The sequence below is a fragment of the Vibrio sp. Vb0598 genome (genome assembly GCF_033338935.1).
Classification (GTDB): Bacteria; Pseudomonadota; Gammaproteobacteria; order Enterobacterales; family Vibrionaceae; genus Vibrio; species Vibrio alginolyticus.
The window spans coordinates 1-23,549 of sequence record NZ_JAWOTP010000025.1; the positions used below are offsets into that span (position 1 = coordinate 1).

Below are 23,549 nucleotides of genomic sequence, written 5' to 3' on the forward strand. Positions count from 1 at the left end.
TCCACTCCGCCACTTATATTAAGCCTCAGTCAAAAGACTGAGGCTTTTTTCGTTTTGGTTCCCCGACTTACCTTAAACCCACTTTCATATTGAAACCTTGCATCGAGAGGCAGGCTTCCCTCTGGCGATGCTTTCTAAGCCCTGTTATGAGTGAAGTGGAACTCAGTTTTGTGTGGTTTCTACTGAACCGGGTCCTAGTATCGAGCGCTAGTTCTCAGCCCTTATGCTTACTTACCAAAGCTTCCTTTATTATTACCTGGAAAATTTATTCACTAGGTTATGTTATTTTCGGGGGAGATTTCTCTGCTTTAGATGTTTTGATTTAGCCATAGGCGCTTATTAATATAAACTCAGCGCATTTAAAACTTTCCAAACATGGATTTTGTTTTGTCGATCTATTTAAGCCAGTGTCTTAAAGTGTATTCGCTACTTCTTCCCTCTAACCCTCTCCAACCTACAAAGCCACCACTACATTCGTATAACGTGAGCGGTATAGGTGCTTTCATAGCTGTGTTTGCTGAGTAAGTCGTTCACCTAGCACATTGACTGAGGAAAAGTCTTCTTTCAGTGGACCTTCGTGTAAGTCACGATAGTTTTAATAATTATCTGGTACTTTTTATTCTAAAGGTGTACGCTTCACATCGAGTGTTTTTTCGACAGTAAATCATGTTATATCTCTTGTTTAAAAGCTTTGTAAGAAGGCTGAACTCCGTGCAAAAAACGCGATGAAGTGTTGCTCGGAGTCTTAAATTAATCTTCATCAGGTGTTTTATGTGTGGGTAGCTTCGCTGAAGTTATACGCAGGAGCTTGTACACCTGATAAAAGAGAAGAGATGGCCGGTGATATTTCATCATCGGCCTTTTTGTATCTGTTAAGCAGCTACAAAGCATTACCCAGTATTGAAATAAGGGCCGGTATTGATCACCGGCCTTTTTTATTTGGTTGAAAACATGAGTATTTTACAAGTTAAAAATTTGTCTTATCAGATAGCTGATAAGACGTTATACAACAACGTGACCTTTCGTATTAACGTGGGAGAGAAAATAGGTATCACCGGAGCGAATGGTGTTGGAAAAAGCACCTTATTGAAACTGCTTTTCGGTGAATTATCTGCAGATAAGGGCTGCATTGAATGGTTACCAAACCTTGAGGTGGGGTATTTAGAACAACATTTTAAGATCGATAATGTGCTGACAGTTCATGAGTGTTTAAAGGGCTCTTTTGAGAGTTTATACGCTGCAGAGCAAAAGCTTTGGACTTTGTATCATGCGATGACCGAGTCTCACTCTACATCTCTTTTAAGCCAAGTCGCTCGGCTACAGGCATATTTAGAAGATGAAGACTTCTATGCAATTAATACCAAAATTGAACGAGTTGCTGTAGGTCTTGGTATTTATCAATTTGGCTTAGATACACCGCTTATCTCGCTAAGTGGCGGTCAAAGGCACAAAGTCCTTTTAGGCAGGTTGTTACTTCGCAACCCCGATGTGTTAATTCTTGATGAGCCGACAAACTATCTTGATGCTCCGCACATTGAATGGCTAGTCACGTTTCTCAATGATTACATTGGTACCGTTTTACTGGTTTCTCATGATGTTGATTTTCTTAATCAAGTAGCGACCAGTATTTGTGATATTGATTATCAAACGGTTCGAAAATACAGCGGTACTTATGTCAAAGCAATGCAGCAAAAGCAGCACGACGGTGCTTTATTAGAAAAGCAATATAAGGCTCAGCAAAGTGAAATTCGAAAGTTAGAGAAATTTATTGCCCAAAATGGTGCAGGAGTTAACGCCAGTCTTGCTAAAGGGCGTAAGAAGAGACTGGATAAAATCGAACGTATTCAACTGAATCATGTAGAGAAAGTATCGACGTTTGACTTTGCTCACCAGCCCATTGGGCAACAGTATGTGATTGACGCAAAAGCGTTGATGATAGGTTATCAGCAGCCTCTGCTTCCAGTATGTGATATCAAGTTAGCGCGCGGGGAAACGTTGGTTGTTGCTGGCTTTAACGGCGTGGGTAAGTCGACCTTACTTAAAACCCTGATGGGGAAGATCGAGCCACTCTCTGGTGAGGTGGTATTGGCAAAAGGTGCAATGATTGGTTATTTTTCTCAAGATTTGTCTTGGCGCCATCCTCAGAACACGCCTGAACAGGAGCTGTGCTCTTGTGCGCCAACAATCTCAAGCAAAGAGTCACGCAAGCTATTAGCTCGCTTTGGGATCACGGGGGATAAGACGCAGCGCCACTTAGATACATTGAGCGGTGGTGAGCAAACTCGGGTGAAACTGTGTTGTTTATCGGTTCAGAAATGCCATGTTTTGCTGTTGGACGAACCAACAACACATTTGGATAGCAGCAGCAAAAATGCGCTTAAAGAGGCTCTCCAGCGCTTTTCCGGTAGCGTGATTGTGGTATCTCATGAGAAGGCATTTTTGCAATCTTGGCCTGATAGAGTTTTAGATATTTCGTTGCTCACTTGTGCTGAATCGAAAACAGAACAGGAGGTGGAGCTATGATGCAGTCCATGATCCTATTTCTCGTTGCTTTTCTTGTTGGTGCTGATGAGTTGATGCTTGGATCTATTCTTGAACCCATCGGAAATGATTTAAGTGTTCAACCGAGTCAGGTTACCTTATTTATTACGGCATATAGTTTAGCCATAGCAATTTGTGCTCCTTACTTGGGCCGTTTATCAGACCGAGTTGGGCGTATTCGTATCATGGTGCCTGCTTGCTTTGTATTTGGGGTTGCGTCTATTACGACGGGCATAGTTCATGATTTTGAACTTGCTATTGCAACTCGAGTGATCACTGGTATTGCAAGTGCAGGCATGTTGCCAATTGCATTCGCGTTAGCGGGAGACGCGAAGGGTAATAGAGCGATGCGTCAAATTGTGATGGTTCAGGCGGGATTAACGCTAGGTATGATAACTAGCCCTGCGATCGGAGCATTGTTGACCCAGCTTTTATCATGGCGTGCCGCTTTTATTATTTTGGGCGTTGCGGCTCTTCTTGTCAGTGCTATGAGCGTAGTGTTCATGAATGACCAGCATGATGAGTCCCAAATGTCAGATGCTCTGCCACCTATAACAGGTGTAATTCATGTTCCTGGCGCGTTGAGGGCGATTTTAGCGATGTGTTTAGCTCTAGGGGGAGGTATTGGTGTATTTAACCTGATAGGCCTTCATATTCGAGATACCAGCGATTTGGCGCTCGGTTGGGTGGGCGCTATTTATGCAGATCTAGGGATCGTGAGTGTGGTTGGAAATATGTGCGTGGCAAGAGCTTCTCGCTGGCTTGGTAGCTCTCGAGCCGTTATGCGAGTGGCCTTAATGGTGTGCATACCTTGTAGTGCATGGGTGTTCTCAAATGAGATGAGTACGGTGACCGCTTATCTTCCAGCTCTAGTGCTCTGGTCTCTCGCTGGAGGGGTTGGTTCTCCGGCATTACAAGCACATATCGCAAGCTTATCTGATGAATATCGAGGTGTGTTGATGTCTTTTGGAATGAGTATGATGCACTTTGGTGTCGCGATTTGGTCTGCCTTGGCGGGCTTCGCGTATTCTGTAGGCAATGAATGGGTCGCTTTCGTGGCTTTGCTATTGTTTGGCTCAGCAGTAGTTATCTTAAAGCCAGTTGGTAATACTGAACAAAGTGAGCGTTATTCGTAGTGTTTTAGTAGATAAAGAAAAGCCGTTACCTAAAAAGGTAACGGCTTGTTCCAAATACTTTTTGAAAAACGGTCTTAGTTCATGCCGTATTTCTTAAGTTTCTTGCGAAGAGTACCGCGGTTGATACCCATCATAGTTGCTGCGCGAGTTTGGTTACCGCGAGTGTACTGCATGATAGTATCTAGTAGTGGCTGTTCAACTTCAGCTAGAACTAATTCGTATAGTTCTGTTACTTCCTGGCCGTTTAGTTGAGCAAGGTAGTTTTTAAGAGACGCTTTAACAGAGTCACGTAAAGGCTTCTGAGTAATCTGGTCTTGTGACGTTACTGTAGTTACTGTTAATGCTTCTGAAGTCAGATTTTGTTCGAACATATTCGGTCTAGCTCTTCTCTTAATTATGATGCAACGTTATCAAAATAACCTTCTAACGCCTCAATTTGCAGCGGAGCTGCGTCGATAGCGTTGAAGGTACGGCGAAACTCACTTGCCTGTTCATGCTCTTTCAGGTACCACCCAACGTGCTTGCGCGCGATACGTGGACCTAAGAACTCCCCATAAAACTCATGCAGAGCATTTACATGACCAAGCATAATGGTTTTCACTTCCTCAGTTGGAAGTTCCTCCATTGTGGTGCCGTTTTCCAAATAGTGATGGATTTCCTGGAAAATCCAAGGACGACCCTGGGCAGGGCGTCCAATCATTAAAGCGTCCGCACCGGTGTACTCCAGTACAAATTTGGCTTTCTCCGGGCTATCGATATCACCGTTCGCGATAACCGGAATTGAAATCGCCTCTTTTACCGCTTTAATGCTGTCATATTCGGCCTCACCTTTGTACATACATGCTTTCGTTCTGCCATGCAGAGCAAGAGCTTGTATGCCGCAGTTTTCGGCTAATTTAGCGATCTGGACACAGTTCTTGTTGTCTGTATCCCAGCCAGTTCGAGTCTTTAACGTTACAGGAACGTCCACTGCATTCACGACCGCTTTCAAAATCTCTTCGATAATGTTTGGGTATTGAAGCAGAGCAGAGCCCGCTAGCTTCTTATTCACTTTTTTTGCCGGGCAGCCCATGTTGATGTCGATGATTTGTGCACCGTTCTCAACACTGAATTGAGCTGCGTCCGCCATAAGCTGTGGATCGGAACCCGCAATCTGTACAGAGCGAATGCCCGATTCGCCCTCGTGTACCATGCGCTGTTTCGACTTTGACGTTCCCCATAGTTTTGGGTTAGCAGACATCATTTCACTGACGGCCATTCCCGCACCATAGCGAAGACACAACTCGCGAAACGGTCTATCCGTTACACCAGCCATAGGGGCTACGATTAGATTGTTCTTAAGTTGATAGTTTCCGATTTTCAAAACGTCATCACAGTTCTGTACCAGCAAGGGCGCGCATTTTACGCATTTTTTCACTGCGTGAAAAGACTAATATTTGAGCATTTACAAATTGTTTTTGTAAATTGTATGAATTTCAAACAATTAGCTCTGAAAACCTTGTCTAGCCTTGCTTACGACCAGAGATGCGACACCATTCACTTTGCTCAACAATCGGGTCAATGTGAAGCTCGTCACGGTAATAGTTCGCAACATCTTCAGCTTGGGTGTCTAATACGCCAGACATTGCAAGGTCGCCATTTGGTTTAACTAGGCCTTTAATGATTGGTGCTAGTTCACGTAAAGGTCCCGCAAGGATGTTGGCCACAACGACGTCAGCGACGAGACCTTCTGGTTGATTTTGCGGTAAGTAAACTTCTAGTTTGTCTGCAACGCCATTACGCTCAGCATTGTCTTTTGAAGCAAGCAGGGCTTGAGGATCAATGTCGATCCCTATCACTTTTTCAGCGCCCAGTTTGATCGCTGCGATCGCAAGAATACCTGAGCCACAACCGAAGTCGATAACGGTCTTACCGCTTAAGTCCATGCTTTCTAGCCACTCAAGACAAAGTGCTGTTGTAGGGTGAGTACCCGTACCGAATGCAAGGCCTGGATCCAACATAACATTAACAGCGTCAGGATCTGGAATGTCGCGCCAGCTTGGACAAATCCATAAGCGTTCACCAAATTTCATTGGGTGGAAGTTTTCCATCCATTCGCGTTCCCAGTCTTTATCTTCAAGCTGTTCTACTTTGTAAGCAAAATTGTCAGCCAGCATATTGCTCGCTTTAATTTGGTCGATGATGAAGTTAGTGTCTGCTTCTGCATCATACAGTGCCAGAATATCAGTATCGCCCCATAAGCGAGTTTCGCCAGGTAGAGGTTCGAATACAGGTGTATCCTGCGCGTCTAAGAATGTAACAGACAGCGCGCCAGTCTCTTCCATTAGCATATCGCCGATTTGCTCAGCGTTTTCATTGGTCGCGTTGAGTTTGATTTGAATCCAAGGCATTGGTTTTTGCTCTTAAAGTGAATGAAGTGGCGCAGAGTTTACCAGAACTCTACGATTTGTTTGAGTATATACCCAAATAAGCCGATTTATATGTTGAGCCCTTTGCGTACATATAAAACAAAAATGCCCACGGGAGTGGGCATTTTTTAAGACGTTTGCTTAGGCTTATTGTAAGCCAAGCTTCTTCTCTAGGTAGTGGATGTTTGCACCACCGTGTTGGAAGTTTTCGTCATTCATAATGGAGAATTGCAGTGGCACGTTAGTTTTGATGCCTTCGATGATCATCTCACCCAGTGCGTTTTTCATACGTGCAATCGCTACATCACGGTTCTCACCGTAAGTGATCAGTTTACCAATCATTGAATCGTAATGAGGTGGTACTGTGTAGCCTGTGTAGATATGAGATTCCCAACGTACACCCATACCACCAGGAGCGTGGAAACGCTCGATCTTACCCGGAGATGGTAGGAAGCGCTCAGGGTCTTCTGCGTTGATACGACACTCAATCGCATGGCCACGGATCTTAATATCATCTTGAGTGAATGACAGAGGCTGACCCGCTGCAACACGAAGCTGTTCTTTGATTAGGTCGATGCCAGTAACCATCTCTGTTACTGGGTGCTCTACCTGAATACGAGTGTTCATTTCGATGAAGTAGAACTCACCGTTCTCGTATAGGAATTCAAACGTACCTGCGCCGCGGTAACCGATCTCGATACATGCACGAGTACAGCGTTCACCGATGTACTTACGCATTTCTTCTGTGATACCAGGTGCTGGAGCTTCTTCCACTACTTTTTGGTGACGACGTTGCATTGAACAGTCACGCTCACCAAGGTGGATTGCGCCGCCTTGACCGTCAGCAATAACCTGAACTTCAACGTGACGAGGGTTTTCTAGGAATTTCTCCATGTAAACCATGTCATTGTTGAACGCCGCTTTTGCTTCAGCACGTGTCATTGCAATGGCTTGGATAAGGTCTTTCTCTGCGCGAACAACACGCATACCACGACCGCCGCCGCCGCCAGATGCTTTGATGATTACTGGGTAACCAATGCGCTTAGCAAATGCTTTGTTTTTCTCTTCGTCATTGTCTAGAGGGCCGTCAGAACCCGGTACACAAGGAACGCCTGCTTTCTTCATTGCATTGATAGCAGATACTTTATCGCCCATTAGGCGGATAGTGTCTGCCTTTGGACCAACGAAGATGAAACCACTGCGCTCAACTTGCTCTGCGAAGTCTGCGTTCTCAGACAGGAAGCCGTAACCTGGGTGGATAGCCACAGCACCAGTCACTTCTGCTGCAGAAATGATGCGTGGAATGTTTAGGTAGCTGTCGATACCACGAGCAGGGCCGATACATACGGTTTCGTCTGCGAGTAGTACGTGCTTAAGATCGCGGTCAGCTGTTGAGTGAACAGCGACGGTCTTAATACCTAATTCTTTACAAGCGCGAAGAATACGAAGTGCAATTTCACCTCGGTTCGCGATGACTACTTTGTCTAGCATAAGGCAAGCCCCGCTTATTCGATTACAACAAGAGGTTGGTCGAATTCAACTGGTTGGCCGTCTTCAGCTAGGATTGCTGTAACAACGCCAGATTTGTCCGCTTCGATTTGGTTCATCATTTTCATTGCTTCAACAATACATAGAGTATCGCCAGCATTTACTTTCTGACCCACTTCTACGAATGCTTTAGAGTCTGGGCTTGGAGAGCGGTAGAAAGTACCAACCATTGGAGAAAGAACTTGGTGACCTACAGGTGTTGCTGCTGGAGCTTCTGCTGCTGGTGCTTCCGCTACTGGTGCCGCTGCTACTGGAGCAGGTGCCGCTGCTGGAGCTGCTGCGTAGTGAATTGGTGCTTGAGGGGCTGCAGTGCCATGACGGCTGATGCGCACTGACTCTTCACCTTCAGAGATCTCTAGCTCAGCAATACCAGACTCTTCAACTAACTCAATTAGCTTCTTGATTTTACGAATATCCATCTTTTCTTTCTCTTTTATCTTGTGATTAAGACAACCCTCGTAGGGTTGCAGAGTGTTAGGGTTACTTTGCCTGTAGCTTATTGATCGCTGCAGACAGAGCAAATTCATAACCTTGTGCGCCTAAACCGCAAATCACACCCTCTGCTTTATCTGACAGATAAGAGTGATGACGGAATGGTTCACGTGCATGCACATTTGATAAGTGCACCTCAATAAATGGGATGGCGACGCCAAGTAATGCATCTCGCAGCGCCACACTAGTATGAGTGAAAGCCGCTGGATTGATGATGATGAAGTCAATCTTGCCATAGGCAGAGTGAATGGCTTCAATCAGTTCGTACTCACGATTTGATTGTAGGTGTTCCAGTTCTACCCCAGCGTTATGGGCTTGCTCTGTAAGAGTATCCACAACTTGAGCTAAGGTACTGTGACCATAGTGTGTCGGTTCGCGCAGACCCAATAGATTAAGATTTGGTCCGTTTAGAACAAGAATCCGTGACTTTGCAGACATTGTGTTGCTATCTTCCCTTATCGTGAGTGGAACGTTTATATTCCCAAATATACGATAGTTCAGCACGATTTTTTTGTTAAAACCGAGCAAATTTTAAAAAATCGACCAAGATTATAGCTAATTCATAGCAATTAGCAGCAATTTACTGGTCTAATCTCCTAATAGCCACTCTCGTTTCTGTAACCAAGTTAACAAAAACAACATAATTGCCATATTTTTTGTGTGGCCAATTTGTGCACTAAAGCAAAAAACCGCCATGAGTGATGGCGGTTTTTAAAGTGCTTTTAAAACAGTTGGTTGAATTTATGCCAATTCTGCTTTCTCTGCGATAAGTTTATCTACAACGCTCGGATCGGCAAGCGTTGATGTGTCTCCGAGGTTGCTGGTATCACCCGTTGCAATTTTACGCAGGATTCGACGCATGATCTTACCAGAACGAGTCTTCGGTAAGGAATCCGTCCAGTGCAGTACATCTGGTGTTGCAATTGGACCAATCTCTTTACGCACCCAATCTTTCACTTCTTTGTGTAGCTCTGCTGACGGGAATTCACCATCGTTCAAGGTAATGTAAGCGTAGATAGCTTGGCCTTTGATATCATGCGGAATGCCCACAATAGCGGCCTCAGCAATTTTATGATGTGCGACAAGAGCCGATTCTATTTCAGCGGTACCCATGCGGTGACCCGACACGTTTAGTACGTCATCAACACGGCCCGTGATCCAGTAGTAACCGTCTTCGTCACGACGAGCTCCATCACTAGTAAAGTACATTCCCTTGAAGGTTGAGAAGTAGGTCTGTTCAAAGCGCTCGTGGTCGCCATAAACAGTACGCATCTGACCTGGCCATGAATCAAGGATCACCAAGTTACCTTCTGCTGCGGTTTCTTCAATGATGTTGCCCATGTTATCAACCAGTGCAGGTTGGACTCCGAAGAATGGTCGAGTTGCTGAGCCTGGTTTTAAATCTGTTGCACCTGGTAGTGGTGCAATTAAGATACCGCCGGTCTCTGTTTGCCACCAAGTATCAACGATAGGCGAGCTCTCGTTACCAATCGTTTTGTAGTACCACTCCCACGCTTCAGGGTTGATAGGCTCACCTACTGAACCCATCACACGTAAGCTTGAACGAGATGTCCCTGCTACCGCTTCGTTACCTTTTGCCATTAGTGCACGAATAGCGGTTGGCGCAGTGTAGAGAATGTTCACTTGGTGCTTATCAACCACTTCACTCATACGAGCCGTGCTTGGGTAGTTTGGAACACCTTCAAACAGAATGGTTTTGGCCCCGTTCGCTAGTGGACCATAAATTAGGTAAGTATGGCCTGTAATCCAGCCCACATCCGCGGTACACCAGAAGGTTTCACCTGGTTGATAATCGAAGACATATTTAAAGGTCATTGCCGCGTAGACGAGGTAACCGCCTGTAGTATGTAGTACGCCTTTAGGTTTACCTGTCGAGCCAGATGTGTAGAGGATGAACAGCGGGTCTTCGGCTTTCATCTCTTCTGGTGGGCAAACGTCAGAAACGTTGGCTGTTGCTTCGTGCCACCAAACATCACGGTGTTCATGCCATTCAACATCACCACCTGTACGTTTAAGCACGACGACTTTACTGATGGTTTTCACGTCTGGGTTGGTTAGTGCCTCATCCACGTTCTTTTTCAGTGGAACAGCGCGTCCGCCACGTACGCCTTCGTCAGCGGTGATCACGACTTTAGCGTCAGAGTCGATGATACGGCCGGATAGTGCTTCTGGTGAGAAACCGCCAAATACTACGGTGTGAACCGCACCAATACGGGTACAAGCGAGCATAGCCACTGCGGCTTCTGGCACCATTGGCATGTATAGACACACCACGTCGCCCTTGCGTACGCCTTGCTCTTTCAATGCGTTGGAGAATTTACACACTTCTTTGTGCAGTTCGTTGAAAGTGAGTGTTTTGTCGTCGGCTGGATCGTCGCCTTCCCAAATGATGGCGACGTCATCCCCGTGTTCTGCAAGATGACGGTCAATACAGTTAGCCGAGACGTTCAGTGTGCCATCTTCAAACCAGCGAATATCAACATGGCCAGTGTCGAAAGAAGTGCTTTTTACTTTGGTGAAAGGTTTGATCCAATCAACGATTTTGCCGTGTTCGTTCCAGAAGCCCTCTGGATCGGTTACCGACTGCTGATACATGGCTAAGTAAGTATCATTATCCGCGTGTGTATGAGTTTTAATATTTTCTTTTACCGGATAAACGTGGGCTTCGCTCATGGCTTCTCTCCTTGTGCCTTATTTCTCGGCCTTACACCAATCTAGATAAGATTTTGAATATATTTTTGTAGGGCTGTTTTTTGGTTCTAAATAACTTGGTCGTGGTAATGACGACGTTGTGCTTATAACTGTCAGTCACCGCGCGTATTTCCACAATTAGACTTTAGGATGAGAGTGATAGAAGCGCCGGGAAATCGCTGAAACAAAAGTATTTCTGGGAGCTAGGTCAACTGATTTTTATGTATACGGTGCGGTTAGGTTGGGTAAATCGCCTTTCGTTAAGCGGACAAAGACCAAAGCGGCAGAAATCGCGTCTTGCAAGGCGTCGTGTTTGTCTTGGATAGGAAGTTCGAGGTGTTTACAAATGGCATCCAGACTTAAGTCGAAATAGGCATTCGGCAAATGTCGTTCCAACTTATCGTGATAAATCTGACTGACCTCGATGAGTGGGTTAGGAAGTGGGAAGCCAAGTTGCCTCAGACAAGCAAGGTCTAAGATCTTTTTATCGTAACGAATGTGATAGCCCACAAGTGGTCGGTTGCCGATAAAGTCGAGCAGCTCGAGCAGCGCCTCTTTTTCACTGATGCCATCGACTAAGTCTTGGTGGCGAATTCGATGGATCTTGACCGAGCCTGAGTCGAGCGATTGCGGCGCGCGTAAGCGGACTTCAAATGGTTGACTGGTGATGATGCGGTTGTCGATGATCTTGGTGGCTGCAATAGTCACCAGCTCGGCGCGATTTGGGTCAAGGCTGGTGGTTTCGCAGTCAAGAGAGACGTATTCTGTTTTATCTGGCGTGCAAAACAGCGACTGATAAGGCGAGCCTTTCAATTTGTAATGCCAGTATTTGCGTTGTAACCAGTTCATTGCTTACGCCTCTGTGATTTATGAAAATCAGGGTTAATCACGAATTTGATAATGGAAGCCTAAAAATTGCTTAAATTTCTTCACCACATGTAAGCTGTGGCGAAGCAAATCACGCTCAGTTCTATCCAGTTGTTTAATATCAATGTTATTCAACGCTTCTTGCTTTTTGAGTTGCTGATTAAGACGAAGTTTAAAGAACAATTTCAGTGCTTCGTTGAGATTATCTGCCGTTTCGGATTCTAAGATGCGCTTATTTCTCAGAGCTTCAATGCGCTCAAACGTGTTCTTCTCCTCAATGGCATATTCCAAAGACAAGGTGCGAATGCCGTGTACAATTGGGAAAATACCGCCGCGTTTAATGTCCAATCCGTCTTTAGCACTTTTTACGTTGCCAAATAGAGTTAGGGGCACAGAAAACTGCAAGGCAGGGCGAGTAAAATCAGACAATATCAACATGCGATCTTTCATTGTGTCACGAAGATGCGCCGCAATTGGAGCCAGCAGCTCGCAATTCCCAGCAACAGCATGGGCGTCACTGAAAATGGCTAAGTCCATGATTTGTTCTGGTTCGGCTTTAGCTATCCAGTGGTTTAGGGTGCTTATCCATTCTTGCTGTGTTTTGACCCACTTCGGGTTGTTAACCATCACTTTGCCAAGGCAAAGTGGATAACCGAGCTGTTGTAGGGTGTGTGTGAAGGATTGCATCACTTGTTCGCAATGAGGCCATTCCAGACCATCTTGAATAATCAGGGCATTGTCTTGATCAGTTTTGAGAATTTGCTCTCCTCGGCCTTCAGAGCCGAGTACGATCAAGCAACAATGGTCGTGCAAGGCTGGTGGTATCACTAACTCGAACGCTTTCTCGATAATTTGTTCGTTTACGGCTGAGATAAGCTCCATGATGAAGCGAGTGCGGATGCCGTTTTTCAATAAGCTCTCGACCAATTGACGTTGGCGGTTTGAGGCCAAGGCGAGCTCTTCCACGCTGCTTGCTCGAGCAATACTGAGCGTTAACACGTGAGAGTGGGTTGAGAATGCGCTGAGAATTTGGGTCATATCCAGCATGCCGACAGCTCTGTTGCCTTCACATACCATGAGGCGTTTCATTCTATTTCTGGTCATTGTGATCATGGCGTTGAATAGAAAGTCTCCATCATCAACGTGATAAACAGGAAAGCTCGCGATCTCACCCACTGGTGTGTCGAGCGCGCAATCATCTATCATCACAGAATGCAGCATATTAGTACGAGTCACTATTGCGTACGGGTGGGCTGATGGCCATTTTTCCAATCGTGGATCATCGCCATGGAGTTGAACCAATGCAGCGTCAATCCCATTTTCTTTTAAGGAACGTGTTACCTCGTTAATTGGTGTATTTGGTTCAAGGATCATCGGTGGGTGATAAATGCTGCGGTCAACTTTAGTGAGAATAAACTCCGCTAAGTTTTGCTGTTGATGGGCCGCTTCGATGAGCTCTTGCCGTTTCGATAAATTGTTATCGAAATAGGCTGCAAACTGGCCATTTTCGTTGTAAAGGGCAAGGAAAACTTCTTTCGGCAGTAGGTAAGAGAGCGTGTCCTCAAGCGCGATGTAGTGATGACGTACCTTGTCTTCAAGTAACGAGCGTACATCGAACATATCGTCGTTGGCATAATGTGCGAACACTTCCTGTTGATCGTTGGAGCGCTCTTCTACCGCGCCTTTGATCAGAATATGTAAGTGGGGGTTCTTCTGTCCGCAGGATAAAATAACATCTCGAGCTCGATAGTAGGCAACGTCCAGAGACGATCGCAGTCGCGTTTGTTGTGCTTCAGTTAAGCGATCGAACGGTGGAGATTGCATGTTAAATTTGTCAGGCATGAGAACACCCAATAATGATGGAAGGAACACTCTCTAAGTCTGACAAATTTCTTACCGGAAGCCAGACGACTTTGGTCTAAATTACGATGTTTTCGCTTGAAGATGCCAAATGTCGCAAAGTTAGTATTCCATCGAGGAAACGATAAGTTTCTTATTCTTCCCTTTTTATAATACGCATGGCGATCCATAATTCCCGGCTCGAACGTTGGTGTTCCCGTTTTAGGATATTAGTAATGTTGAAACCTTCTCCGTATGGCTGGATTTCCCAGTACTTTCTCGGATTCTTCTTTGCGTATGGCGTGTATCTGCCATTTTGGTCACTTTGGTTTAAGGAGCAAGGAGTATCTTCGACAGATATCGGTTTGCTGGTCGGGTTAGGCCTTGCGACACGTTGTGTTGCCAATATCGTGATCACCCCACGAGTACACAAAGTCGAACATCTTATGCCTGCTTTACGTTGGTTGAGTTTCGCTGCCCTCCTTTTTGTTGGATTTCACTTTTTTACGGGTGGTAGCTTTTGGTTAATGGCACTAGCGACAGTGTTGTTCAATCTTTGTTGTGGACCGATTATTCCGTTGTCGGACGCGATGGCAAATTACTACGCTCGCCTGAAAATGCTCGATTATGGCCGCACGCGGCTATGGGGTTCGATCGCCTTTATCGCAGGCTCGACGGCAGTGGGCTACCTGGTGGCTGAATTTGGCTCCGATATGATCTTGTACACTGCGATGTTCGGCGTGTTTATCTCGTTGCTGTTTGCTATGCGACCGACTAACCCAATGCCTGTAACGCATGGTGGGCAAAGCGCAGAACGTCCAAAGCTGACCGCTCTTTTGACCGACAAGCCGATACTAAAATTCTTAGTGTTGGTGTCACTAATTCAGGGCAGTCATGCGGCTTACTACGGCTTTAGTGCGATTCACTGGAAGGCCGCTGGTCACTCGGAAGATGTCATTGGCTACTTGTGGAGCTTAGGAGTGGCCGCAGAAGTGGCAGTGTTTGCACTGAGTAAGCGCTTATTCGTAGGTTGGTCAATACGCGCGTTGTTTATTGCTGCTGCCGTTGGTGTAATGATGCGTTGGGGTATTACGGCGTCGACAACATCGATTATTGCTTTGGTGATTGTTCAACTACTACATGGTGTGACTTTCGCTACCGCACACATTGCCGCGATCCAATATATCCAAAACTCCGAAGAAAATAAGATCGTAGCGTTGCAAGCGTTGTATAACGCGATTCCGTTGGGCGCATTTATCGCGTTAATGACCGTATTGAGTGGCTGGGGTTATGAGCACTGGGGACCGCTTGTGTTCTGGGGCATGGCCGCGATGGGGTTATTGGCTCTGTTCATCAAGCTTGATTCGCAAGACCCACATCAGGTGGTTGATGTATCAGACAAGCCACTTGAAACACAGAATTAGACTTATGTAACAAAGGTTAAAAACTAAGCTTTGTCTCCGTTATCAAAGCAGTGTTAAATGAAACCTCTCCCTCATGGAGAGGTTTTTTTATTCTCTTGCTTTAAAAGTAGCAAGAAAGGCAAGAAAGGATATCGGATGCAAGGATGGCTGGTGGTTCCCGTTTCTTTAGCGTATTTGGGAGCTTTATTTATCATCGCGTGGTACGGCGACATTCAGAAAAGGTGGCTAGCGCGCTGGCGGCCTTGGATTTATAGCCTTTCCATTGCGGTGTACTGTACATCGTGGACCTTCTACGGCACGGTCGGGCAGGCCAGCAGTAATCCTTGGTCTTTCTTACCCATCTATATTGCTCCCATTTTAGTGTTTACCATCGGATGGCGCGTTTTAGCTCGGCTTATTTTGATTGCTAAACGGGAACACATCACGTCGATTGCTGACTTTATCGGAGCACGCTACGGTAAATCCCAAGGTTTGGCCGTGGTTGTTACGCTCATAGCGGTTGCGGGAATTTTGCCGTACATCGCTTTACAGCTGCGTGGTATCACTATGGGGCTTGAAATTATTGCTCCGGAGCTGGCTACTGATTTTGGTTATCAAAACGATAGCGTGTCGTGGTTTGTTGTGGTCGCATTGGCGATTTTTACGATGCTATTCGGTACCCGCCACATTGATAACACGGAACACCATCGTGGGATGATGATGGCAATTGCCTTCGAATCCATTATCAAACTGCTGGCTTTTTTAGTGGTTGGTGTCTTCATTGTTTGGTTGGCGATGAACACCGAGAATTTGAGCTTAATTGATGTTGCCGCACAGACGTATCAGTCACCAAATATCCCGACTATATTGATTCATACTGTACTCACGATGCTGGCGATCGTTTGCCTTCCGCGACAATTCCATACGATGGTGGTGGAAAATGAACGTGCTCAAGATTTGCATGTGGCTCGTTGGTTGTTCCCCATTTATCTGATCTTAATGGGGATTTTTGTTTTACCTATTGCGTGGGTAGGGCAAGGTCTCTTGAGTGGCGCTTCGCCTGATACTTATGTCATCAGTGTGCCGATGTCGGTCGGGGCGAGTGAAATCGCCTTGCTTGCGTTTCTAGGCGGTACTTCAGCGGCAAGTGGCATGGTTATCGTATCGACGATTGCCTTAGCGATCATGGTCTCGAATGACTTGGTTATGCCATTGCTATTGCGTCGCATGCGACTGACGCAGCGTAACCATCACCATTTTTCTGAATTATTACTGCGGATCCGCCGTGGTTTGATTTTAGTTTTGTTGATTGGCGCGTGGTGTTTCTATCAAGCGTTGGACACCATTCATTCACTTTCTGCTATCGGCTTTCTCTCGTTCGCGGCTATCACGCAATTCGCTCCTGCGCTGGTTGGCGGTATGTATTGGCGTCAAGGGAATAAGAAAGGTGTGTATGTTGGCCTCGCGGTGGGTTTTGCTACCTGGTTGATTACGTTAATGAGCCAAACAGACATGCTTGCCGGAGACGCCAGTAATAACTTCCTGATCTGGTTGATTACGCCACCAGAGGTATTGGCTAGTTTTGATATCGCGATTTCAGATTGGGGGATGATCCTCAGCGTGGTCGCTAATGCAGTGTGTTTTGTTGTGGTTTCTATGGCTACCCGACCAAGCCTAAGTGAGCGCTTACAATCGGCATCATTCGTTGGTACACCGTTGCCTGAAAGCGAAAATATGAGTCTGTACCAGAGCCGCGTTACGGTTGCAGAACTGGAAATGCTAGCGTCCAGATTTGTAGGACGAACGCGAGTTAAAGCGGCGTTTCAAGCCTACTGGAGCCAGCAACGAGAAGAGTTGATGCCGAATCAACAAGCGCCATCTTCTCTGATTCGGCATACGGAGCGTGTGCTAGCAGGGGTATTTGGAGCATCTTCTGCTAAGTTAGTACTTACTTCCGCTCTGCAAGGAAGAAACATGCAGCTTGAAGAGGTGGCGACTATCGTCGATGAAGCCTCTGAACTGTACGATTTTAGTCGGGGTTTACTCCAAGGCGCGATTGAGCATATTGGACAAGGTATTGCGGTCGTCGATAAGCAACTACGCTTGGTAGCGTGGAACCAACGCTATTTAGAACTCTTTGAATTTCCGCCAGGCCTGATTCAAGTAGGTCGACCGATTGCGGATGTGATTCGGCACAATGCAGAGCAGGGGTTGTGTGGCCCTGGTGACCCTGATGACCACGTTCGTCGCCGTGTTTATCACCTTGAGCAAGGGACTCGGCACACCTCTTCTCGGGTTCGTCCCGATGGTCGCGTGATAGAGGTGCAAGGTAACCCAATGCCAGGTGGTGGCTTTGTGATGAGCTTTACCGACATCACCGTATTCCGTGATGCAGAGCAAGCACTGAAAGACGCCAACGAGACATTGGAAGAAAGGGTACGTCTGCGGACTCGAGAATTAGAACAACTTAACAAGCAGCTGGTGGAAGCGACGCAGCGCTCGGATTTGGAATCGAAATCCAAATCACGGTTCTTGGCGGCAGTAAGCCATGACTTGATGCAACCGCTCAACGCGGCGCGTCTATTCGCTTCTTCACTATCGGAAGTCGCCAAAGACAGCGAAGCCAAAAAGCTGTCAGCACACATTGAAAGTGCTTTAGAGGCTGCCGAAGACTTAATTGGAGATTTGCTGGATATCTCGCGTTTGGAATCGGGCAAGTTGGAAGTCAACGTGCATGGCTTTGCGTTAAATGATGTGTTATCGAATTTGAATGCTGAGTTTAGTGCGTTAGCCAAACAGCAAGGTATAGAGTTCACCATGATTCCGTCCTCACTCATGGTTAAGTCGGATCCCAAACTGCTGCGCCGTGTGGTGCAAAACTTCCTGACCAATGCGTTTCGTTATAACCCGAATGGCAAAGTCGCACTCGGTGTTCGCCGCGTGAAAGGGCGAGTGCGTATTGATGTATGGGATAATGGAGTGGGGATTGAAGAAGAGAAGCAGCAAGAGATTTTTGAAGAGTTTAATCGCGGAACTCAAGTTCGTTCCGACCAAGGTCTCGGACTTGGTTTGGCGATTTCGAAAGGAATTGCTCAGGTACTTGGGCATGAAATTTCGATGCGCTCTTGGGTTGGAAAAGGCAGTGTTTTTTCCATCACCCTAGATAAAGCTGATCATGTTCAGCCTCATCCAGTTCACGTGGCAATGAGTAAGCAATCTGAACTTGGTCATCTGAGAATCCTATGTGTCGATAATGAGCCTGACATTCTAGTCGGCATGGAAAACTTACTTTCCCGATGGGGCTGCGATACACGAGTTGCGATTGATTTAGTTGAAAGTCTACAAGCGCTTGAGGATGGTTGGATTCCGGATGTAATTTTCTCCGATTACCGACTTGATGATGGTCGTACTGGTTTAGAAGTGCTACAGCAATGCCGCCTGAGATTAGGCCACAGCTTTGAAGGCGTCATCATCAGTGCAGATCGTACCGATGATATGCTTGATGGCATCAAAGCAAATGGGTTCAGCTTTATTGCTAAGCCAGTTAAGCCGCTTAAGCTGCGTTCGGTGCTCAATCGAGTCGCTTAGGATTGGAGTGTTTGAAAAATCGCTATAAAAAGAGACCTCCGAATGGAGGTCTCGATGTTTGTAATCTTAGTTGATAGGCTGAGTTTGCCGCTTATTCTGCGACGCCGCCTTGAGTCAGTTTGGCTGGATTAAGTAATCGCTCTAGTGTGGCTCTATCCAAATCAGTTTCTTCTTCCGCGACATCAATAATCGCGCGTCCCTGTTTGTAGGCTTTTTTCGCGACTTCTGCCGCTTTTAGGTAACCAATGACCGGGTTGAGAGCCGTGACCAAAATAGGGTTTTTGGCGAGTGCTACATCCAAGTTATCTTGGCGAACTTCAAACGTCGCAATGGCTTTGTCAGCTAAAGCGGTTGCGCTGTTAGAGAGTAACTCGACGCTCTCCAATACGTTATGAGCAATAACTGGCAGCATGACGTTAAGCTGGAAGTTGCCCGCTTGGCCTGCGACGGTAATGGTGGTGTCATTACCAATGACTTGCGCTGATGCCATCGCTGCGGCTTCTGGGATCACAGGATTTACTTTGCCAGGCATGATGGAAGAACCCGGTTGCAAGCCTTGTAATTCAATCTCACCTAAACCAGCCAATGGGCCTGAATTCATCCAACGAAGATCGTTTGCGATCTTCATGATCGCAACTGCTGCTGTTTTGAGCTGTCCCGACAGAGCGACGATCGCATCTTGACTGCTTAAATTGAAAAAGAAGTTATCACTGGCCGTGAACTGAATACGAGTTGACTGGGTTAGGTTGCTAGCGAATAAGTCTGCAAAGCGTGGATCGGCATTGATCCCCGTTCCAACCGCCGTACCACCTTGGGCTAAGGCTTTTACAGCAGGAAGAGCTTGTTCAATCGCTTGTTTTGCATGCTCGATTTGGAACTGCCAACCGCCAAGTTCTTGAGCAAAGGTAATTGGCATCGCGTCCATTAAGTGGGTGCGACCGGTTTTTACAACATCTTTCAATGCTTGCTGTTTAGACTCTAGTGTTTGGCTGAGGTGTGACAGGGCCGGGAAGAGCTGTTTTTCGATGGCTAATGCTGCGCTAACTTGAATGGCCGTTGGTACCACATCGTTGCTGCTTTGCCCCATGTTGACGTGATCATTAGGGCTGACAGTGCCGCCTAGATGCTGGGAGGCCAGTGTTGCAATTACTTCATTCGCATTCATATTTGAGCTAGTGCCAGATCCCGTTTGGAACACGTCAATTGGGAATTGCTCAATATGATTGCCTTCGATAATTGCTTGAGCTGCGTCAGCAATCGCGTTGGCAATATCTCCCTCAAGCAGCCCTAGCTGTGCGTTGGTGAGTGCCGCAGTCTGCTTGATGTGTGCTAACGCTTTGATAAAACCAGATGGCATTTTATGTTGACTGAATGAGAAGTTATCGACGGCGCGTTGAGTCTGGGCTTGGTAGAGAGCATCTGCAGGGACCGTTACTTCGCCCATACTGTCAGTTTCTATGCGGAATTCGGTGCTCATGGTAGGGATCCTTTTGGTTAATCGAGTGAGATTTGAATCAGGCGTAATTGTTGTTGTAGTGCGAGAAATTTCACGTCGCCTTGTTCAAACTGGTAGTAATAGCGTTTGAGGCAAAATAATGGCGTATGGATAGAATCGAGACAGACACGACGGAAGATACGACTGCGAGTTGAGTCTTGAATTGCGTCTAGTAAATGGAAATAAACCTGACGTAAAAACAGCTCACACAACAATAGATTTTCTTCATCGGCATCGTGTTCATAACAGGAAGACAACACCATTCCCCAATGAATATAGTCATGAATCACGTCTGGCTCAAAGCCATGTGGTGCGGCGAGAAGGAATCTATCTTGGGCTTTAAAAAATGCGTTAAAGATGTCCCGTTTGTTGTCCATAACCACCTCTCATTAAATGTAATGATAATTATTATCAATTAACTTGTGAGTTGGCAACCCTTTTTACAGTAAGAGGTTGTTGAAGAAAGACTTACGGAAACAAAAGCCGACGCAAAGGCGTCGGCTGAGTAGGAGTTCATTTATGCTGAGTGAAACTAAGTCACTGTCATTTGAAGACCAGTGAATTAGCTTGTCAGCGTTATTCAGTAAATAAGGTTTCGTACTTCACAAATGCGGTTTGCGTTTCACCATAATACAGTGTGCCGCCTGATTGAATGACGACTCTTAACCAGCTTTCTGCAGATGCAGGCTTTGGTAAGGTGATGTACCAGCTTTGGCCTGCTTGATCGGCGGGCTTCATATCAATCGGTTGAGCGTTTTTCTCTTTGTCACTCACAATAGAAACTTTAACCCCTTCGAGTGGGTAAGCGGCGTTGAGTGACAATTCTAAGTTATTTTTAGTGAGTTTTTCCGAGCGAAATTTCACTTTAAAATCGCCATTTTCCATATCACACAGACCGCTGGTGTAACGACAATTAGACTTACTCGCGAGTTTGTAAGTTTCCCCTTCTTGCGCCGCGTGGGGCTTCTCGCTGAGGGCCATATCGGTACCGAAGTAAGCGATCAAAGAGAGAACTGGCGCAATCAGTAGAGCGAGAATAAAGTGCTTGTTTTTGAACATCTTGGCTTCCTTGCAACGACATACTGCGAATATGGTAACTGAAAAGTGAGAATAAAAAAGCCCCGGACGGCTGGTTCCAAACGGGGCTTTTGTGGTTTTGATTAGTTTTTAGTGATCCACTGCACTACCAGCACCTACTGGCACGCGAACGTGTTCGACTAGGTCTTTTACTTCTTGTGGCGTTTCTGCTGTTACTTTGGAGACAGCGAATGCGACGATGAAGTTAAATAGTGCGCCAATAGCACCAAACGCGTTTGGCTCAATACCCAGGAACCAGTTTGTTCCCCAGCTTTCTAGATATTTCCAATCAGCAACGAAAAGGATGCCTTTGTGTTGGAATACGTAGAACAGCGTAATACTGATACCTGCAATCATACCGGCGATTGCGCCTTCTTTGTTGATGCTCTTGCTGAAGATGCCCATCATCAATGCAGGGAAGATGGATGAAGCGGCAAGACCAAAGGCGAGTGCTACCGTACCTGCGGCAAATCCAGGCGGATTTAAACCGAGATAGCCTGCGGCTGCTATCGCTACTGCCATTGATATTCGACTAGCAAGTAGCTCTTTTTTCTCGGATATGTTCGGATTGATAACCCCTTTGATTAAGTCATGGGAAATAGCTGAAGAAATGGCGAGTAGTAAACCTGCTGCGGTAGATAGTGCAGCTGCAAGACCACCTGCTGCCACAAGTGCGATCACCCAGTTTGGTAGTTTAGCGATCTCTGGGTTAGCCAATACCATGATGTCGTTATCAACGCGCAGTTCGTTGGTGGACGCATCTGAAGTGTATTGGATATTGCCATCGCCATTTTTATCGTCAAAACCGAGTAGTCCAGTTGTTTCCCAGTTTTTGAACCACGCAGGACGCTCGTCATACGCTAGGTGCTGACCCGGAGCTGGATTTACCGTATTCATTAGGTTGAGGCGAGCCATCGCTGATACCGCTGGTGCAGTAGTGTAAAGGATTGCGATGAAGATCAGAGCCCAGCCTGCTGATGTACGTGCGTCGCGAACCTTCGGCACCGTAAAGAAACGGATAATTACGTGTGGTAGACCGGCAGTACCAATCATCAGTGACATGGTGTAGACAAACATATTAAGTGTGTCGCCACGTACTTGGGTCGTGTATTCACTGAATCCGAGTTCGGTCACAACTTGGTCAAGCCGATCGAGTAGATAGACATCGGTACCAGCCATGGTACTCCCCAGACCAATTTGTGGGATTGGGTTACCAGTGAGTTGCAGAGAGATAAAGATTGCAGGGATAGTGTAAGCAAGAATGAGTACGCAATATTGAGCAATCTGCGTGTAAGTGATGCCTTTCATGCCGCCAAGAACCGCGTACATGAAAACGATACACATACCAATTAATAGGCCAGTGGAGTAGTCCACTTCTAAGAAGCGACCAAACGCAACACCTACGCCTTTCATCTGACCGATAACATAAGTCACTGATGCGATGATAAGACAAACAACCGCTACGATACGTGCGGTATTGGAGTAAAAGCGTTCACCAACAAACTCTGGCACCGTAAACTTCCCAAATTTGCGTAGGTAAGGTGCTAGCAACAGCGCAAGCAGAACGTAACCACCAGTCCAACCCATTAGAAATACTGAGCCGCCATAGCCCATGAAGGCAATTAAGCCTGCCATTGAGATAAACGACGCTGCGGACATCCAATCGGCTGCGGTTGCCATACCGTTTGCAATCGGGTTTACACCGCCACCAGCAACATAAAACTCTTTGGTTGAGCCGGCGCGAGCCCAAATAGCAATCCCGATGTACAGGATGAACGTGGCGCCAACGACCAGGTAGGTAATAGTTTTCAAATCCATCTGAGTGACTCCTTATTCGTCCACGCCGAATTCACGGTCAATTTGGCGCATCTTCCATGCGTAATAGAAAATAATTCCTAGGAAGGCATAGATGGAGCCTTGTTGAGCAAACCAGAAACCGAGTTTGTAACCGCCTAGTTGAAATTGATTTAGTACGTCGACAAATAAAATGCCGCAGCCGAAAGACACGACGAACCAGATGACCATTAGGCCGATCATGAGCTTCACGTTTTTGTCCCAATAGGCTTTGGCTCTTTCTTCGCTTTCAAATGCCATTGCCGTCTCCTTACGATTGGTATTGTTGTTAATGAAATGTTTCAATATGTACATTAGCAAGGTGTTGGCAATAACTCTTTTCAACTTTAGTCGGGGTGTTAAAAATGAAGAACCCCCATATTATGGGCTTTTGCAGCGAACAAAGGGGTAAAACGTTATGTTAATAAACTGTTAAGTTAGCCAAAGGTCTAAAGGTTGATTGGATAAACAGGCATGATTAAGACGGGCCATTAATCTTTTCTTCATTGAACTTGGAGATGCTGTGTAAGTATTGGTGGTGATCTTGTGGCTCTTAAAGAGAGAAGGCGTAGATAAGAAAGCTCACAAGTAATTTATTTACATAAAGTTT

18 protein-coding genes are annotated in these 23,549 nt (G+C 46.2%); 4 read left to right on the forward strand and 14 right to left on the reverse strand.

Annotated features, from left to right (window positions below):
• Positions 1 to 951: 951 nt before the first annotated feature.
• Both R7Q38_RS19865 and R7Q38_RS19870 read left to right on the forward strand, forming a co-directional pair.
• The gene (locus R7Q38_RS19865; protein ID WP_318114329.1) at positions 952 to 2,523 is read left to right on the forward strand and encodes an ABC-F family ATP-binding cassette domain-containing protein; all 1,572 of its coding nucleotides are present in this window, start codon (positions 952 to 954) and stop codon (positions 2,521 to 2,523) included.
• Positions 2,520 to 3,677, forward strand: coding sequence for an MFS transporter (locus R7Q38_RS19870; RefSeq protein WP_318114330.1), 1,158 nt, complete (start codon positions 2,520 to 2,522; stop codon positions 3,675 to 3,677). Before R7Q38_RS19865 ends, R7Q38_RS19870 begins: the two co-directional genes overlap by 4 nt.
• A gap of 74 nt (positions 3,678 to 3,751) precedes the next feature.
• Here the strand turns inward: R7Q38_RS19870 and fis are convergent, their stop codons facing one another.
• The 9 genes from fis to R7Q38_RS19915 all read right to left on the reverse strand — a co-directional run bounded on the left by fis (position 3,752) and on the right by R7Q38_RS19915 (position 13,546).
• Entirely contained in the window at positions 3,752 to 4,048 is a 297-nt protein-coding gene (fis, locus tag R7Q38_RS19875; RefSeq protein WP_000462885.1) for a DNA-binding transcriptional regulator Fis, read from the reverse strand.
• Positions 4,049 to 4,071: 23 nt separating this feature from the next.
• A complete protein-coding gene (gene dusB / locus R7Q38_RS19880; protein ID WP_005382505.1) occupies positions 4,072 to 5,040 on the reverse strand; it encodes a tRNA dihydrouridine synthase DusB in 969 nt (322 codons plus the stop codon).
• 139 nt (positions 5,041 to 5,179) lie between these two features.
• A complete protein-coding gene (gene prmA / locus R7Q38_RS19885; protein WP_005382507.1) occupies positions 5,180 to 6,067 on the reverse strand; it encodes a 50S ribosomal protein L11 methyltransferase in 888 nt (295 codons plus the stop codon).
• Positions 6,068 to 6,232: 165 nt separating this feature from the next.
• Positions 6,233 to 7,576, reverse strand: a complete 1,344-nt coding sequence (accC, locus tag R7Q38_RS19890) for an acetyl-CoA carboxylase biotin carboxylase subunit (protein WP_005382509.1) — start codon at positions 7,574 to 7,576, stop codon at positions 6,233 to 6,235.
• A 14-nt stretch (positions 7,577 to 7,590) separates the two neighbouring features.
• Positions 7,591 to 8,052 (reverse strand): acetyl-CoA carboxylase biotin carboxyl carrier protein, encoded by a 462-nt coding sequence (gene accB, locus R7Q38_RS19895; protein ID WP_025768820.1) that lies wholly within the window; start codon positions 8,050 to 8,052, stop codon positions 7,591 to 7,593.
• Between the two features lie 61 nt (positions 8,053 to 8,113).
• A complete protein-coding gene (aroQ, locus tag R7Q38_RS19900; protein WP_042523695.1) occupies positions 8,114 to 8,563 on the reverse strand; it encodes a type II 3-dehydroquinate dehydratase in 450 nt (149 codons plus the stop codon).
• 303 nt (positions 8,564 to 8,866) lie between these two features.
• The gene (acs, locus tag R7Q38_RS19905; protein WP_054575311.1) at positions 8,867 to 10,819 is read right to left on the reverse strand and encodes an acetate--CoA ligase; all 1,953 of its coding nucleotides are present in this window, start codon (positions 10,817 to 10,819) and stop codon (positions 8,867 to 8,869) included.
• Positions 10,820 to 11,056: 237 nt separating this feature from the next.
• Positions 11,057 to 11,686 carry a 3'-5' exonuclease gene (locus tag R7Q38_RS19910; protein ID WP_005382363.1) on the reverse strand — a complete coding sequence of 210 codons (630 nt, stop codon included), beginning with the start codon at positions 11,684 to 11,686 and terminating at the stop codon, positions 11,057 to 11,059.
• A gap of 33 nt (positions 11,687 to 11,719) precedes the next feature.
• Complete coding sequence (locus R7Q38_RS19915; protein WP_213970965.1) at positions 11,720 to 13,546, reverse strand: DUF294 nucleotidyltransferase-like domain-containing protein; 1,827 nt, start codon at positions 13,544 to 13,546, stop codon at positions 11,720 to 11,722.
• Positions 13,547 to 13,779: 233 nt separating this feature from the next.
• On the opposite strand from R7Q38_RS19915, the gene R7Q38_RS19920 reads away from it, so the two are divergent.
• Both R7Q38_RS19920 and R7Q38_RS19925 read left to right on the forward strand, forming a co-directional pair.
• Positions 13,780 to 14,967, forward strand: a complete 1,188-nt coding sequence (locus R7Q38_RS19920; protein WP_213877756.1) for a 3-phenylpropionate MFS transporter — start codon at positions 13,780 to 13,782, stop codon at positions 14,965 to 14,967.
• 135 nt (positions 14,968 to 15,102) lie between these two features.
• Positions 15,103 to 18,534, forward strand: a complete 3,432-nt coding sequence (locus R7Q38_RS19925; protein ID WP_054577283.1) for a PAS-domain containing protein — start codon at positions 15,103 to 15,105, stop codon at positions 18,532 to 18,534.
• A gap of 91 nt (positions 18,535 to 18,625) precedes the next feature.
• Here the strand turns inward: R7Q38_RS19925 and R7Q38_RS19930 are convergent, their stop codons facing one another.
• The 5 genes from R7Q38_RS19930 to R7Q38_RS19950 all read right to left on the reverse strand — a co-directional run bounded on the left by R7Q38_RS19930 (position 18,626) and on the right by R7Q38_RS19950 (position 23,200).
• The gene (locus R7Q38_RS19930; RefSeq protein ID WP_176311193.1) at positions 18,626 to 20,011 is read right to left on the reverse strand and encodes a class II fumarate hydratase; all 1,386 of its coding nucleotides are present in this window, start codon (positions 20,009 to 20,011) and stop codon (positions 18,626 to 18,628) included.
• A gap of 17 nt (positions 20,012 to 20,028) precedes the next feature.
• The gene (locus R7Q38_RS19935) at positions 20,029 to 20,406 is read right to left on the reverse strand and encodes a hypothetical protein (protein WP_005382370.1); all 378 of its coding nucleotides are present in this window, start codon (positions 20,404 to 20,406) and stop codon (positions 20,029 to 20,031) included.
• A gap of 199 nt (positions 20,407 to 20,605) precedes the next feature.
• On the reverse strand, positions 20,606 to 21,088 hold the full coding sequence (locus tag R7Q38_RS19940) for a hypothetical protein (RefSeq protein ID WP_005382371.1): 483 nt from the start codon (positions 21,086 to 21,088) through the stop codon (positions 20,606 to 20,608).
• Between the two features lie 108 nt (positions 21,089 to 21,196).
• Positions 21,197 to 22,924, reverse strand: a complete 1,728-nt coding sequence (locus R7Q38_RS19945; protein ID WP_005382372.1) for a sodium:solute symporter family protein — start codon at positions 22,922 to 22,924, stop codon at positions 21,197 to 21,199.
• 12 nt (positions 22,925 to 22,936) lie between these two features.
• A complete protein-coding gene (locus R7Q38_RS19950; protein ID WP_005382373.1) occupies positions 22,937 to 23,200 on the reverse strand; it encodes a DUF4212 domain-containing protein in 264 nt (87 codons plus the stop codon).
• Positions 23,201 to 23,549 lie beyond the last annotated feature (349 nt).